This window comes from Pedobacter antarcticus (assembly GCF_900112985.1).
Classification (GTDB): Bacteria; Bacteroidota; Bacteroidia; order Sphingobacteriales; family Sphingobacteriaceae; genus Pedobacter; species Pedobacter antarcticus.
On record NZ_FONS01000001.1, the window covers coordinates 1 to 14,657 of the forward strand.

Annotated in this window: 16 protein-coding genes; 11 read left to right on the top strand and 5 right to left on the bottom strand. The window is 36.2% G+C overall.

Features of this window, described 5'->3' with window-relative positions; all coding sequences use genetic code 11:
• The coding region (locus BM192_RS00005) for a TaqI-like C-terminal specificity domain-containing protein (protein ID WP_212611574.1) at window positions 1-394 on the top strand (394 nt) is incomplete at its 5' end.
• Here BM192_RS00005 and BM192_RS00010 read toward each other — a convergent pair.
• Together BM192_RS00010 and BM192_RS20825 are read right to left on the bottom strand one after the other, a co-directional pair.
• Window positions 378-1,073: a TaqI-like C-terminal specificity domain-containing protein gene (locus BM192_RS00010; protein WP_212611575.1), complete on the bottom strand. Its 696-nt coding sequence runs from the start codon at window positions 1,071-1,073 to the stop codon at window positions 378-380. The genes BM192_RS00005 and BM192_RS00010 overlap by 17 nt on opposite strands.
• Window positions 1,036-1,371: a hypothetical protein gene (locus BM192_RS20825; RefSeq protein WP_074963855.1), complete on the bottom strand. Its 336-nt coding sequence runs from the start codon at window positions 1,369-1,371 to the stop codon at window positions 1,036-1,038. The genes BM192_RS00010 and BM192_RS20825 overlap by 38 nt, the downstream gene beginning before the upstream one ends.
• 196 nt (window positions 1,372-1,567) lie before the next feature.
• On the opposite strand from BM192_RS20825, the gene BM192_RS00020 reads away from it, so the two are divergent.
• The gene (locus BM192_RS00020; protein WP_037442883.1) at window positions 1,568-2,164 is read left to right on the top strand and encodes a master DNA invertase Mpi family serine-type recombinase; all 597 of its coding nucleotides are present in this window, start codon (window positions 1,568-1,570) and stop codon (window positions 2,162-2,164) included.
• 577 nt (window positions 2,165-2,741) lie between these two features.
• Entirely contained in the window at window positions 2,742-3,221 is a 480-nt protein-coding gene (locus BM192_RS00030) for a hypothetical protein (protein WP_037442887.1), read from the top strand.
• 240 nt (window positions 3,222-3,461) lie between these two features.
• Here BM192_RS00030 and BM192_RS00035 read toward each other — a convergent pair whose 3' ends face one another.
• From BM192_RS00035 to BM192_RS00045, 3 genes are all read right to left on the bottom strand, one after another.
• Window positions 3,462-3,827, bottom strand: coding sequence for a winged helix-turn-helix transcriptional regulator (locus BM192_RS00035; RefSeq protein WP_037442889.1), 366 nt, complete (start codon window positions 3,825-3,827; stop codon window positions 3,462-3,464).
• Between the two features lie 36 nt (window positions 3,828-3,863).
• Window positions 3,864-4,877, bottom strand: a complete 1,014-nt coding sequence (locus BM192_RS00040; protein WP_037442891.1) for an LLM class flavin-dependent oxidoreductase — start codon at window positions 4,875-4,877, stop codon at window positions 3,864-3,866.
• A gap of 114 nt (window positions 4,878-4,991) precedes the next feature.
• A complete protein-coding gene (locus BM192_RS00045) occupies window positions 4,992-6,116 on the bottom strand; it encodes an LLM class flavin-dependent oxidoreductase (protein ID WP_037442893.1) in 1,125 nt (374 codons plus the stop codon).
• Between the two features lie 281 nt (window positions 6,117-6,397).
• On the opposite strand from BM192_RS00045, the gene BM192_RS00050 reads away from it, so the two are divergent.
• The 8 genes from BM192_RS00050 to BM192_RS00085 all read left to right on the top strand — a co-directional run bounded on the left by BM192_RS00050 (window position 6,398) and on the right by BM192_RS00085 (window position 14,263).
• A complete protein-coding gene (locus BM192_RS00050; protein WP_037442895.1) occupies window positions 6,398-7,216 on the top strand; it encodes an SDR family NAD(P)-dependent oxidoreductase in 819 nt (272 codons plus the stop codon).
• Window positions 7,217-7,279: 63 nt separating this feature from the next.
• Complete coding sequence (locus tag BM192_RS00055) at window positions 7,280-8,176, top strand: helix-turn-helix domain-containing protein (protein WP_037442951.1); 897 nt, start codon at window positions 7,280-7,282, stop codon at window positions 8,174-8,176.
• 349 nt (window positions 8,177-8,525) lie between these two features.
• On the top strand, window positions 8,526-8,882 hold the full coding sequence (locus tag BM192_RS00060) for a hypothetical protein (protein ID WP_051760089.1): 357 nt from the start codon (window positions 8,526-8,528) through the stop codon (window positions 8,880-8,882).
• On the top strand, window positions 8,879-9,883 hold the full coding sequence (locus BM192_RS00065) for a type II toxin-antitoxin system antitoxin SocA domain-containing protein (protein WP_037442899.1): 1,005 nt from the start codon (window positions 8,879-8,881) through the stop codon (window positions 9,881-9,883). Before BM192_RS00060 ends, BM192_RS00065 begins: the two co-directional genes overlap by 4 nt.
• Window positions 9,884-10,457: 574 nt before the next feature.
• The gene (locus BM192_RS00070; protein WP_037442901.1) at window positions 10,458-11,789 is read left to right on the top strand and encodes a Gfo/Idh/MocA family protein; all 1,332 of its coding nucleotides are present in this window, start codon (window positions 10,458-10,460) and stop codon (window positions 11,787-11,789) included.
• 261 nt (window positions 11,790-12,050) lie between these two features.
• On the top strand, window positions 12,051-12,635 hold the full coding sequence (locus tag BM192_RS00075; protein WP_051760091.1) for a sigma-70 family RNA polymerase sigma factor: 585 nt from the start codon (window positions 12,051-12,053) through the stop codon (window positions 12,633-12,635).
• Window positions 12,636-12,654: 19 nt separating this feature from the next.
• A complete protein-coding gene (locus BM192_RS00080) occupies window positions 12,655-12,954 on the top strand; it encodes a hypothetical protein (protein ID WP_037442957.1) in 300 nt (99 codons plus the stop codon).
• A 568-nt stretch (window positions 12,955-13,522) separates the two neighbouring features.
• Window positions 13,523-14,263 (top strand): hypothetical protein, encoded by a 741-nt coding sequence (locus tag BM192_RS00085; RefSeq protein WP_037442903.1) that lies wholly within the window; start codon window positions 13,523-13,525, stop codon window positions 14,261-14,263.
• Window positions 14,264-14,657: the final 394 nt, after the last annotated feature.

Below are 14,657 nucleotides of genomic sequence, written 5' to 3' on the forward strand. Positions count from 1 at the left end.
GGAGGATTTTTATAAACAAAAAATCGTGTGGGGGGAGATCTCAGATAGGTCTAATTTTGCGCTGGATAATCAAGATCATTTTTTTGTAAACAACAAATGTTACTTAATGAGTGGTGACCAGCTTGAGTATTTGTTTTGTTTTTTAAACTCCCCGTTATGTGAATATTTGTTTTCTAAAATTGGAACTACGACAGGGGTCGGCACTTCACAGTGGTCAAAATTTACCATTGAAAAGCTAAATATTCCCATAATCACTGAAGATCAAAATAAAAAATTTATACTTTTTGCATCTGAATTAGAAAGAGATCCCGCAATAAAGAAATTAATAAACCAGTATATTTACGAAATCTGCGATCTGACGACAGAGGAAATTGAATTTATTGAATCTCAATAAATCCTATGATTTTTCTTTCCTCTTCTGTTAAACTGTACAAATCAAAAATTTTTTCATCGATTTCAATTTCCATTTGCTTGGTGGATAATTTATTCATAAACAATTCTTGGAGTTTCATAACTCTTTTCTCAAATTCTAGATTAACTTTTTCAGAAACTTGCAGAACTGGAATTTTATCTAAAAATATTTTTCTTAGTTCTCTTGTGCCGCCTTGTAGCTCTGGAAAATTATCAATAAAACAATATTTAAATAATGAGGAATTTAAGAATGCAGTCAGATAAGCTATATTTTCCCCTATTATCATGAATGATTTGTCATTCTGTAAAAAACCCTTATCATCTAAATAAAATGGTAAGAACTTAGTCATATTTGGGTACACGATTTTTTGTTTATAAAAATCCTCCATATAAGCACAGTTCCTCAAATTATAGAGAGTATCCCCCTTATCTGTCCTCTTAGATAGCTGAGAATATGATTTATCTAAATGTTTTTTTACAATAGGGTAATCGTTTATGTCTATTGGTTTTAAGCCATTTTCTTTTAGACCATTATGAATGTTAATTAGCCATAAATCTGCAAACTCATAAGAATATCTTTTTATGTCCCTGCCACGTAAAATAGGTCGTATAATCTCGGCACTTTTACATATTACTAGTCTTTTTTCTTGCTCCAGTATCACCAGTTTGCCTAAGCCTATCATGACCGAAGCTCATAAGGTGCTGCCTTATAGCAGGATATATGTTAATGTCAATTTTTAAACTTGGGAAAGTAGTAATTATGTATTTATCAGCAAATTCATAAGCATATCGCTTGATATCTCTACCTCTAAGTATCGGTCGTATAATCTCGGCACTTTTGGGATCTTCAAATATTAAATCATTTTTGGTCTTTTCATCAATTATGAATGCTTCATTGTATCCTGTTAATATACCACGATAGATATTAATATCCCAATCTTTTAGTGGTTTTCCTATCAACTGTATTTTGTCTTTGATTTGCTTCTCTAAAGACGTTAAAACTACCCAGCTATCGGAACCGATATAAGTACTTGTATTTTTATTTTGTCTAAAAAAAACGCTGATATGCTGTCGATAATAATAGCATGTTTTTATTTAAACTGTTTTGGTTTATTTTAAACAATACATTTACAGTTTATTTAAACAGAATTATATTATGATTTACGGATACATTAGAGTAAGTACGGATAAACAAACAGTAGAGAATCAGCGATACGAAATCAACCAGTTTTGTGGTAAACACAATTTCGTTGTTGATAAATGGATAGAAGAAACTATTTCCGGTGCAAAAAGTGTTGATGAAAGGAAGCTAGGCAAACTTCTCAAAAAGATGAAAAAGGAAGATATACTAATTTGCTCTGAATTGTCTCGATTAGGCAGGAATTTATTAATGATAATGGGCGTTTTAAATGAGTGCATGAATAGAGATATTCAAGTATGGACTATCAAAGATAACTATCGTCTCGGGAGTGATATAAACTCCAAAGTACTTGCTTTCGCTTTCGGATTATCAGCGGAAATTGAAAGAAATCTGATTTCACAACGTACTAAAGAAGCTCTAGCAAGAAAGCGAGCTGAAGGTGTAATCCTTGGTCGTCCAAAAGGAAGTAGGTCTGCAAGAACTAAGTTGACTGGTCAAGAGAAGAAGATACAAGAGTTGCTGGATAAAAAGGTATCATTTAGCGCAATTGGGCGAATTCTTAATGTACATCGTTTAACCGTTTCTAGTTTTGTTAGTAAAATTCCAATCTAATTTTTTGTAAAGCACTTTGAAATTTAATCCAAAAAATCGTATATTTAAAATAGCAATTGCAGCTAAAACGTATCGAAAAGGATGGTGAGCGATTAGGTGAGTTAAAATCGAAAATAGCATAAAATACTATTTAAACGCTGATTTTAGCACTAAGTGCAAATCCCAGCGGGATCACGAAAGCCTCAATGAAAATTGAGGCTTTTTACATTAAATGATATTTCTATTTCCTGCTGCTTTCAACTTCATTCGTGATTTATGATCTATATAAACGACAGGAAGCCTTTCATAAATTTGAAAACATCTATGGGCACCACTAAACTTAGTCATCATACCTAAGCGAGATTGTTAAATCCAGATCGTATTTGTAAATTGCAATATAATTTAGGAGCGATATGAAAAAAGAAACTAAAGACAATCTTAACGAACTTCCAAAAACATGCGTTACCGAATTGTCTGATAATGAGCGTTTAATTAAAGATGTATTTCGTTCTGATTTTGATAAACTTAAACTCTTTACCAAAATGTTACGCACAAATAATCTTTTCAATAAGGCCGTGATTATTCATAAGTAGTTTATATGGATGTTTTAGACGAAGTATTACTGCGATTTTGGGGGTCGTTAAATAATCATGATGTAAAATATATTATGGTTGGTGGATTTGCTACTAGATTTCATGGTTTTAACCGAAGTACAGATGACCTGGATATTTGGTTGTACGATACCCTGGATAATAGAAAAAGTCTAAGGGCTGCATTTAATGAATTAGATTACGGTGATTTTCCTTCTTTTGAAACGATGGAGTTCGTACCTGGATGGACCAGCATTTATATAGATAACGCAATCGAACTGGATATTATGACGTCGATGAAAGGATTAGAATCCCTTTCATTTTTGGAATGTCTTGACTTCGCATCTATTGCGGTGTTTGAAGATATAAAAGTTCCTTTTTTGCATATCAACCAACTAATAGCTAATAAAAAAGCTGTTAATAGACCAAAAGATCAAATCGACGTAATTGAGTTAGAAAAAATCAGGGAGTTAAGAGACCATAAATAATTATGTTTCTTAATTGATATTACGCAATTTGGAAAATAGCAATTGGATCTAAAACGTATCAAAGAAATATTAAGGAATTCAATGAGTAGGATTAGAAAACAGCCCTAAACAGCACCCAAAACTAATTGGCGGAAAGGCAATTTAATCTTTAGAAGCGATGCTGTCACTGCCTTTGTCGCTAATGACAACCCGCTTCGCCACTTCGATCAATAAGAAGTAGCCTAAAGCTAATTTTCTTATTTACAATTTTACGGGTTCTATATCATGGAAAATTTTCTGCCGGTGATTGATCCCCCAATCCTTAAGTGCATAAATGAGTGGAGTCAGCGTGTCTGCATAAGGCTCCAATTTGTATAAGATTTTCACCGGGTAGTCATCAATGACGGTTCTGGATAACAATTTATGCTGTTCCAGATCCTTAAGTTCTTTAGCCAAAACTTTTGGAGTGATCCCCGGAATACTTTCCTGGATATCTGTAAAACGATCATTCCCTACACTTACTGAAATGATAATAGGTATTTTCCATTTCCCATTGATTACATCTAGCGTATCCCGAACTGGTTTTATGGTATCCAGACAATCACAGTGTATTTTTTTTTGTGCCATATTTCAAGCTTAAAAATGTTAAAATAACTCCTTAATTTAATCTTCAGTTTCATTGATATCTTTCATCACTTCAGCAAATAGTTCTGTCGACTTAATCCGATCTTTAATATCATAGATCGTAGATACCACAATGAGTTCATCGACCTGGGTTTCTTTAAGAAAAGCTTTCGTCTGCTCTCTCACCGTTTCCTTATTGCCGATAAAGGAATATTTAAGCATTTGATATAAACTTGGATGTTGAAAAATCTCTTTCAGATCATCAGTCATATCTGTTGGTGGTTGTAATGGTTGAGAATTTCCTGTCAATACACCGAAAAACATTCTAATCAAAGAAGTGAATAATCTCTGAGCCTCTTCATCCGTATCAGCGACAACCACATTTACTCCAGCAATTGTATAAGGTTTCGCTAAAGATTCGGAAGGCTGAAATTCTTGTTTGTAAATATTTAAGGCATTTAATAAATGTGTCGATGCGAAATGGCTTGCAAAGGCATAGGGCAATCCTTTTCTTGCTGCTAAATGAGCACTGTCAGTACTGGAGCCTAATAAATAAATTGGAACATTCGCTCCTTCGGCAATTGCCGCTCTCACTTGAGCGCTTTTGTTAGCTAATGAAAAGTAATTCTCAATCTTTTCAATTTCTGCAGGAAAAGATTGAGCCGCTTTCATAAAATCCGATCGTATAGCTTGCGCCGTTACTGTATCTGTGCCCGGAGCTCTACCCACACCTAAATCAATTCGGTTGGGATATAGATGAGCAAGGGTGCCGAATTGCTCTGCTATTATTAAGGGAGAGTGATTAGGCAGCATAATACCACCTGAGCCAACTCTTATCTGTTTGGTATTTTCAGCTACATAACCAATTAAAATAGAAGTAGCGCTACTTCCTACAGCATCAGAATTATGATGTTCGGCGAACCAATATCGTTTATAATTATTTGCTTCCGCCACTTTTGCCAACGTGAGAGAATTATTCAATGTTTGTTTGAAAGTACTGTCTTTTGAGACGATGGCAAGTTCTAAAATAGAGTGAGCAACCTGTTTATTCATTTTTTGGATATTAATTAATAAAAATTACTTTTTATGATAGCATTGGTTTATAAAAAGATAGTTAATTGAACCTTACCCCTATTCTGAAAAGAGTTGGTTGATAAGTATTCGATATTAAATTTTTCTAAACGATGGATTTGGTAGCTCAAGATTTCCGCGGAGAGTTTGTTCTTCATAGTCAGTATGGAAAATTTCTCTTTCTTGCAAAATTGGTACTACCAATTCAATAAAATCTCGTAGACCGTGAGGATGGTCTTGCTTGATCATCAACATATCCATAATCCCCTCTTCATACCACTCTTGAATATCGTCAGCAATCTGTTCGGCTGACCCAAAAAATAAAGGTGGTGGAATTCTTTGATATGGATTCAGCTGCACCAATTCTAAATACTTTTTATGCGCTTCTGCTTCTGTGCGTCCTACGATTGGATTCTGAGAGGTTGCGATAATAAAATTATAGGGGTCTCTATTTTTCTCCTCTAATTTATGTCTCAGTGCGTTTGAGGTAACCTCTACAGCTTCCTTTGTAAACCCTCCTATAAAAGCACCGTCTGTGTAAGTGGTTGCAATATCTACAAATGTTGAGGAAGTTCCTGCTGTGTACAAAACAGGCCTTCCTTGAACAGATCTACTCAAGTTCAGGGGGCCTTCAACAGAAAAATATTTCCCGCTATAGTTTGTTAAATGCATTTTTTCTGGATTCAAAAATATCCCGTTTTCTTTATCCCTTATAAATGCATCGTCCTCATATGTATCCCACAAATGCATAAGAATTTCTAAAAACTCTCTGTGCATTGGATATTGATCTGACCTGGACAGGTGTCCCCGACTGAAGTTAACCATTCCACCGGGATTAGAGGTAATAGCATTTAACGACGCTCGTCCCTTACTTATTTTATCTAAAGACAATGCTTGTCTGGCAATATTATAAGGATCAGTGTAAGAACTCGAGGCAGTGAATGCCAGTCCTATTCTTTCTGTCTTCATAGCTAAAGCAGACATTATAGAAACACCTTCGAACATACTCAGATAATGCGGGAAATTTCCGGCTCCAACGTGGCTCACATCAATTAAAAATAAACTTTCAAATTTCGCATCTTCCGCAAGTCTGGCCTGTTTAACATAAAAGTCAATATTTTCACTTGCATCTGCCGGCATATCGGGATGTTGCCAAGCCGTATGGTTCCAACCTGTCCCTTCTATAATCGCAGCCAGTTTTAATTTTTTTCTGTTATTCATGAATTCATTATTACTTCCAGCTATCAGAACGCCTAATTGATAAAGAATACAAATTTACGGTTAACATACTTACAAAAAGATAGTGCTTTCCCAAAGGAAAGTATCTATTATAGATTACACTTTCCTTTGGGGAAGTCCTATGGATTTAAAAGCATATAAAATTTAAATTTATCAGCGGGATAGAATTTCGTTAAAAAGTATCATTATTGCCTACTTCTGTATCATTATAATGCTTATTAACCGCATAATTTTGCCTATATCAAATAGATAAAAATAACATAATGGCAAAGACAATTTTAATAACAGGAGCATCCCGTGGTTTTGGAAGGATTTGGGCAGAAGCATTTCTAAAACGTGGTGATAATGTAGTGGCAACAGTGCGTAACCTTGATGCATTAGCAGCATTGATAAAGGAATTTCCATCAAACTTATTGGTGTTAAAACTTGATGTTACGGACAAAAACGCAAGTTTTGAAGCAATTGAAGCAGCAAAAAACCACTTTGGAGTAATTGATGTATTGATAAATAATGCAGGATTCGGGCAGGTCGGGGCTATAGAAGAACTAGACGAGAAAGATGTAAGGGCGCAATTCGAAACTAATGTATTCGGTTCATTATGGACCATTCAAGCTGTTTTACCAATTATGCGGGAGCAGAAATCAGGGCAAATTATTCAGCTTTCAAGTGCATTGGGAATTAATACAGTGCCATTAATGGGGATATATAGTGCTGCTAAATTCGCTGTCGAAGGTCTTACGGAAACATTAGCTAGCGAAGTAAGTGGTTTTGGTATAAAAGTGACTATAGTAGAACCCGGCGGATACGCAACAGATTTCTTTGGAAGCAATTCCCTTGCGGTAAGTTCGTCCCTTTCTGCTTACGATGCGATAAGAAAAGATTTTTATGAGCACGCAGGAGATCAAGATTCTGGTAACCCTACAGCTACAGCGGGAGCAATTTTAGGCTTAGTAGATACTGAAAACCCGCCATTGAGATTAATTCTGGGTAAAATTGCTTTACCTTGGATAAAGCATACTTATGAAGAACGTCTTAAAACATGGGAATCATGGCAAGACATATCTCTGGCAGCACATGGTTAATATAAAACTGACATTGACTGAATCTGAATGTACCAGATTCAGTCTTTTTATATGGTTAAAAAAATGAAACACTTTACCAAAATAAGCGAACTGCATGAAGCGCTTGGCGTTACACCTCCGGAACACCCTCTTTTTAGTGTGGCATACGGTGAACGGGGCACCTGTGACGGAAATAGCATACTCGAATTTTCTTCTGAATTTTATATCGTAGGATTTAAGAAACTGAAATCGGGCAGCATGCAATACGGTAAAACGAAATATGACCATGACCGTGGTTCAATGTCTTTTGTAAAGCCCCGGCAGAAAGTAGCCTTTAAAAATGTAGAACTCGAGGAGAAGGGATTTCTAGTTCTGATCCATGAAGACTTCTTAACAGGAACTGCCTTTTACAATGAAATCAAGAAATATAGTTATTTCGACTATGAGGTGAATGAGGCTCTGCACCTTTCCCCCACAGAAGAGGACATCATCTGGAATCTGTATTTTAGCATTGAGAAAGAATATAAAAATAATACCGATGAACTGAGCAACTCTATAATTATCAGTCATCTTGACGCCATGCTTAAATACGCACAGCGCTTTTACAAAAGGCAGTTTATAAATCGCACACAATTATCCGGCTCAACAATTACAAAGTTCAATGAATTACTTACCGCTAATTTTGAAGAGCGAAAAATGAAAGATATCGGCTTGCCAACAGTGGCTTTTATGGCAGAAAAGCTGCATATATCTTCACGTTATTTAACCGACGTACTGAAACAGGAAACAGGAAAAACGGCATTGGAGCTGATTCATCTTTTCTTGATTGCTGAAGCGAAAAATATGTTGACTGAAGGCGACCTGAATATTTCTGAAATTTCGCATTTGCTTGGATTTGAAAACACAACGTATTTTTCGCGTCTGTTTAAAAAAGAGGTAGGCATCACTCCTAATCAATTCAAAGGACGCTTTTTAAACTAACAATAGCTGGCCATATTAAGAAATTTCCGTTTCTTGTTTAGGTGGTCTCCATGAGCTGCCCAGTGCATTTATCCTGCACTATCTGAAAATCACACAGATACTTCTGTAATTGGACCATAGTCTCCACCCCTAGTTGCGCTTTGGTCTTTGTCCCAAAGTAAATAACAGTTCGTTTTTATAACTTTAAAGTTGCATTTAATACATAATTAAAATAGTAATACAACTGTATAGTTATATTAGCTATATTTGTTCGACACTATTTAGTTTTTGGTAACTAGCGAGATGAAGTGTAGTAACTCGCCGATAGAATTGGATAATGCACCTTTAAAATTTATTTAAAAAAAATATATTGGCTACTATTCATGATGTAGAAAATTTTCTTAGAGATTTTAAAACGAAAGCGCAGATTTTCGGTATTTTCTTCCGTGATTCAAGACAAAAAAATACTCAAGCGCTTTTAGACATGGAGCTTACCCCACTGAAAAGATGTCAGATAGTTGAGGCAGTAGTCGCCATAGATTATTCCGAAGGCCCTGTTGATGATGACCTTAATGGCATTGCCAGTATGTGGATTTTTGGAAGAACACATAAAAAACAAGAAGTATACATTAAGATATCTATGGGACCTAAAGATGACCCAGCCATCTGCATTTCATTTCATTTGGCAGAGTACCCCATGAGCTATCCTTTAAAAAGAGAATTATGACCAGCCCATTCAACAAAAAGCCAATGCTCCGCAAGTATAAAGAAGTTGATCTCAAATTTAGGAAGGAAGAGTTTCGGATTTGGTATCACTATTTTGAATGCACCCAGACCCAGGAGGCATTCACTAATACAGAACTGGATGAGATAAACATGAATCAAGTTTATAACCAGTATAGAGAAAGGTATGGAATTCCATTTCCAGAAGAAATCACAAGTATCAGAGAAAAATACGGAATTTCAGCATCCAAGATATCCGAGATTCTTGGACTGGGAACAAACACATACCGCTTATATGAAAATGGCGAAATGCCATCTGTATCGAACGGCAGATTGATTTCCACTATAGAAAAGCCAATTTCTTTCCTATCACAAGTTGAGGCCAGTATCCATTTTCTTAGCGAAAAAGAAATTAATAGGATTACCAGTAATATCAAGAAAATCCAAGAGCAGGAAAACAGGGCGCTATGGGAAACTATGTTTGAGGAAAAAATATTCCATAATCATAAACCCTCTGAATACAATGGCTATAAAAGTCCAGATCTTTCAAAGATTGCGAAGGTTATTTCCTATTTTTCAAGTAAACTGGACACCTATAAAACCAAGGTTAACAAATTGCTTTTTTATAGTGATTTTCTGATGTATAAGAGGACTGCACATTCCATGACAGGTATAACCTACAAGGCTATCCCCTATGGGCCTGTACCAGCCGAATATGACAAGATGTACATTAAACTTTGTGATGATGAAAAGATAAATATCACACAGATCGCATTCAGCGATGGAAATTACGGCGAAAAGATAATCGGAAAGGCAGATGATTATATGGACAATTTCAGTAAAATTGAACTCGAAGTACTGTCAAGCGTCCTTGGACACTTTAAAGGAAGTACTACCAAGGAAGTTGTAGATATAAGTCACAATGAACCTGCATGGAAAGAAAACGAACCTGCAAGAGAATTAATCAGCTACCAGAAATATGCGTTTGATCTGAAAGCCTTTTAGCTATACTTTGTTTCCCTAAAATTGTCTTTCCCTGGAATGGCTATACCATAAACCGAACCCGTGAAGGTTACAAAGTCTAAAATTGGTGAGCAGAAAAAGAGAGCGGTTTGCAGCGTTTAAATTAGCTTATTTTCATAAGTAAATTCTTAATAAGTTACGTTTTCTAAGTATACGTTTCTAACCAGAATGTAACTTGTAAAAACGTGCCATTTAAGAATAAGGGATCAATCCATTATACATAAAAGCCAAATACTAATTACGAGCACGGTTTTGCATAAACTAGAATTAGTTCAGTCATTGTCAATGTTATATATAGTGTAATTCATTGAAATTTCATGTATTAGGGGTGAGTGGACTACATACCTACAAAATCACCAAAATCTAGGTAGGTATTCTAAAGTCTTGTTCGCCTAAATTTTTCCTCACTATTAAATCGTGATCACGATAAAAGTGTTAGTATGTTATTGCAAGAACAAATATATCGGTACATTCTTATTAATTTTAACTATATGTCTTGGATGCTCCGCTAATTATTTTGTAATTTACTTCCAGTATGAACCACAAATCAAATTAAATGCTAAACCGTAGAAATTTCCTCAACTACGCTGCAACCGCAGTGGGAACCACTGCCATACTCTCCGCGTTAGACAATCCTGCCTATGCCCTTTTCAATAATACTATTGGTGCAAACAGCCAAATCAATATTGGTGTTATAGGAATCAAAGGCATGGGATGGTCTGACCTCAAAGCTGCCCTCAAGGTACCGGGAGTAAACCTGATCGCCCTGTGTGACAGTGACGCCAATGTGCTTGACGAAAGGATGGCCGAATTAAAGTCGATGAATGTTGACGCCGCAAAAGTAAAAAGATATAAAGATTATCGTGCGCTACTTGATAATAAAGATGTCGATGCAGTAATTATCGGGACACCCGATCACTGGCATGCCTTGATGATGATTCATGCTGTACAGGCGGGTAAAGATGTATATGTCGAAAAGCCAGTCGGCAACTCTATCATCGAATGCAGTACCATGGTCAAAGCGCAGGAAAAATACAATAAGGTTGTACAGGCAGGTCAATGGCAGCGCAGTCAGCAACATTTTAAAGATGCTGTTGATTTCGTAAAGAGCGGCCAGTTGGGAAATATCAGAACTGTAAAAGTATGGTGTTACCAGGGCTGGATGAAACCTGCTCCCATAGTAGCGGATACCTTACCTCCTGCTGGTGTAGATTATGCGATGTGGCTTGGGCCGGCGAATAAAAGAGCATTCAATGCCAGCAGATATCACTTCAATTTCCGCTGGTTCTGGGATTATGCCGGTGGGTTAATGACCGACTGGGGAGTGCATTTATTGGATTATGGCTTGCTGGGTATGAATTCACCTGTACCAAAAACCATATCTGCATTAGGTGGCCGCTTTGCCTACCCCGATCTGTATGAAGAAACTCCTGATACGCTGACTACCTTATATGAGTTTGACAAGTTCAACATGGTATGGGATTCTGCCATGGGCATAGATAACGGCTCTTATAACCGCAACCATGGGATTGCCTATATCGGTAACAACGGCACGCTTATCCTCAACAGGGACGGCTGGGAAGTCATTGAAGAAAAGATAAGCGGCAATAAAGTTAGCAAGCCCTTTGTTAAATCCTCAGATAATGGACTGGACAATCATATGGTCAATTTCTTTAGTGTGGTTAGATCCAGAAAAAAAGAAGAACTGAACTGTTCTATACAGGATGCTGCACATGTAGCTACCGTCGCCCAGATGGGGAATATTGCCTTCAGAAGCGGACAAAAATTATCATGGGATAATGCCAAACACGAGTTTACAGACCAGCAGATCAACGATAAATACCTGCTGGCCCCTTATCACAACGGTTACAGCTTACCCAAAGTTTAACGCTACAGTATAAAAAATGCCATCGAATTATTAAAAACTGTACAAGAGCAATTGTTAGTAAAATGCATATATCATCGAAAACTATAAACTGACAAACCTGAATTATCTTCTTATCCCATAATTCTTTGATTTTCGCTTGGTCTCTTTTTCTTGCGTCTTGATGGCTCTATTGGGTCTTCTTTGCCAAACTAGTACTTCATTATCGAACCTGTTGTTTGATATTTTTGCGTAAATTCCTTGCGGTTCATAAAAATATGAAATATGCCTACTAATACCAAAGCACCAGAATTAACAGATGTGGGCCCGAGTCTTTGGGTAAGCAATTATGCCGATTACCTATATAGATACGCTTATACACGAATAGATGATAATGAACATGCAAGAGATTTAGTGCAAGAAACTTTTCTAGCAGCATTGGAAAGTTGGGAAAGGTTCGATGGACGTAGTTCTGAAAAAACCTGGCTTACCGCCATTTTGAAAAATAAGATATTTGATGTTTATCGCAAAAAGTCAACGGCCCTAAATAAACAGTCGATTTCACTTAATGGTTTAGATAACGATGAATTTTTCGAAAGTAATGGGCATTGGAAGAAAGAACATTATCCAGAGTCTTTTGGCATAGAAGAACCTCTTGAATTGGAAAATAAGGAATTCGACAGTATACTGAAAGCTTGTATGAAAAAACTCCCCCCTTTATGGAAGTCGGTATTCTCGATGAAACATATTGATGAGGAAACAAGCGAAACAATTTGCGCTCAGTTGAATCTGACCACTTCAAACTTCTGGGTTATCAGTCACCGGGCAAAAGTAAGCTTGAGAGAATGCCTTCAAAGGAACTGGATTTAGTGAAATAATTATGGATGGTATGAAAAAAGTAAGTGATCAGGATATGGCCGAGATGGTTAATAATTGCAAAAAAGCTACGTTCCTGATTGAAAAGCGACAAACAGGAAATATCACACTTAAGGAAACGTTAGAATTGGAATTTCATCTTAAAGGTTGTGAAATGTGTAATATCTTCATGAAACAAAGTTTAATAATCAACCAGTTTGTCAAGAAGTTATTCAACCCCCGGGGAATTGAGCTAAAGTTAGACGATCAATTTAAGGAACAACTTCAAAAACAAGTCGATACAAAACTGGATCAGTCTTTAAATGAAGATTAAATTTCAATTGCTATATATTTGGCATGAATCGGAATCACAGTTTTAAATTTATTCTATGCGTTTACTAGCGTTTTAATAATTGACCGACTTCAATATCTTCTTAAATTATGGAATAGCCCTGCTCTGCTGGTAATTGACCTACGGCTAATTCGAGATCACACTACTGCTATGTTGCTGAATCACTATCAAGTACCTCCTGCGCGTTTTTGAAATTTTTGCTTTTTCCGTAGTCAGTAAGTGATAGTGCTTTCTTTGGCTAAAATTACCTAGTAGAATTCAATTTGTCCGGGCAGTGTGAGGCAGGCTTAGGGTATTTATGAATTTAAATGTAAAATGAACTGTAAGGAGTTTGTTCCTCAGTCGACTAAGCTGATAAAGACCAATAAGTGTTCTATACAATATCTACTAATATTAAAACCCTCTATGAATGAGGCGTTAATAAAGGCGCTTTTTTTACCTGGACTTCGGCCTTCAATTTTTTTCACATAATCCAATTTCCTTGACGGGCAATCTTTAACATGCGAAGTCAAATACAGGAAGCATGAAATGTAAATAATATATAAAAAACATGAAGTTGAAAAATAACTCCGAAAGTAATATTGTCATCAGCCTCCTAATTATAGGAATTCTTTTGACCATAATAGTTCCTTTAATGCTTCCGTTACTGCCGTTAGGACATCTGAAGGAGTACGGACCTGTAGGCGATGCATTTGGCGGTGTCGCTAATCCAATAGCACAAATTGTTGGGTTCGTATTGCTTTATCGGGCGTTGCGGGCACAAATTAATGCGAACTCGATTTTGCAAATGCAAATAAACGATGAGAATAGTAAAGAAATGCAGGAGCGTGGAGTTAAGCATGTGCATGAGCTTTACACTTTCCTGGAAAATAATATAAATAGCTTTAGCTATGAAAATAAATTTGAGGGTACTAATGGCATCCAGGTCGTACATGGCAGACGGGCCATTCGTTGTTTTATTGATGATATCGAAGATATGAATATAGATCTGCACAATGCCGAACAGCTATTACAACAAGATGGGGTGCGGGAAATATTAAGTATCCTGAGAATAGCAGAAAATATTTTTGATAGAATCGGTCATGCGGATATCAATGAGAACGATAAATTATTTTATATAGACCTCATGAAGCATGAACTCACATTTAGCATATTTCCCTATACCGATCTGGACGAATCTGCTAATTTAAAATTAGAACTTTGTGGAGACTGTCATAAATTTCACGGAAATTATCCTCCATTGATTTTTGATAAACTGCAGCAGTTGAAGCGACATTTTCAAAAACAATAATTGTTAGGAATTGATGTTCGATAACTTGAACTCATTAGACAATTTTTCTAATAATTTGGGATTCGGCACATTTTTCATTTTTCCATAAAATTTTTTCATGGAAGTTGCCGGTTCATTAACTGATATTTAGAATATGGTAAACGAGCAAGGCGTCCTTTACGAAATCAAAATACGGTCAATGTGCAGTTGGACCAGTGCATACATATTCCTTGCTTTTCAGTGCGACCAAGCTGCTTTCCATTAGATATTATAACTACTGAGATTTTAAGCAAAAAAATAAATTGTAAGGAATACTCGCCCAATCATACTAAGCCAATGACGACGTGAATATAAGCTCAATACAATTCCAAATACTTGAATAACAATAAGTTTATAACATTTAAACAGATTTTAC

Coding starts and splice junctions, on each gene's coding strand:
- BM192_RS00065 (WP_037442899.1), top strand. CDS start 8,879: ATGACCAGCCCATTCAACAAAAAGCCAATGCTCCGCAAGTATAAAGAA.
- BM192_RS00045 (WP_037442893.1), bottom strand. CDS start 6,116: ATGAATAACAGAAAAAAATTAAAACTGGCTGCGATTATAGAAGGGACA.
- BM192_RS00085 (WP_037442903.1), top strand. CDS start 13,523: ATGAAGTTGAAAAATAACTCCGAAAGTAATATTGTCATCAGCCTCCTA.
- BM192_RS00070 (WP_037442901.1), top strand. CDS start 10,458: ATGCTAAACCGTAGAAATTTCCTCAACTACGCTGCAACCGCAGTGGGA.
- BM192_RS00075 (WP_051760091.1), top strand. CDS start 12,051: ATGCCTACTAATACCAAAGCACCAGAATTAACAGATGTGGGCCCGAGT.
- BM192_RS00055 (WP_037442951.1), top strand. CDS start 7,280: ATGAAACACTTTACCAAAATAAGCGAACTGCATGAAGCGCTTGGCGTT.
- BM192_RS00040 (WP_037442891.1), bottom strand. CDS start 4,877: ATGAATAAACAGGTTGCTCACTCTATTTTAGAACTTGCCATCGTCTCA.
- BM192_RS00050 (WP_037442895.1), top strand. CDS start 6,398: ATGGCAAAGACAATTTTAATAACAGGAGCATCCCGTGGTTTTGGAAGG.
- BM192_RS00080 (WP_037442957.1), top strand. CDS start 12,655: ATGAAAAAAGTAAGTGATCAGGATATGGCCGAGATGGTTAATAATTGC.
- BM192_RS00020 (WP_037442883.1), top strand. CDS start 1,568: ATGATTTACGGATACATTAGAGTAAGTACGGATAAACAAACAGTAGAG.
- BM192_RS00035 (WP_037442889.1), bottom strand. CDS start 3,827: ATGGCACAAAAAAAAATACACTGTGATTGTCTGGATACCATAAAACCA.
- BM192_RS00030 (WP_037442887.1), top strand. CDS start 2,742: ATGGATGTTTTAGACGAAGTATTACTGCGATTTTGGGGGTCGTTAAAT.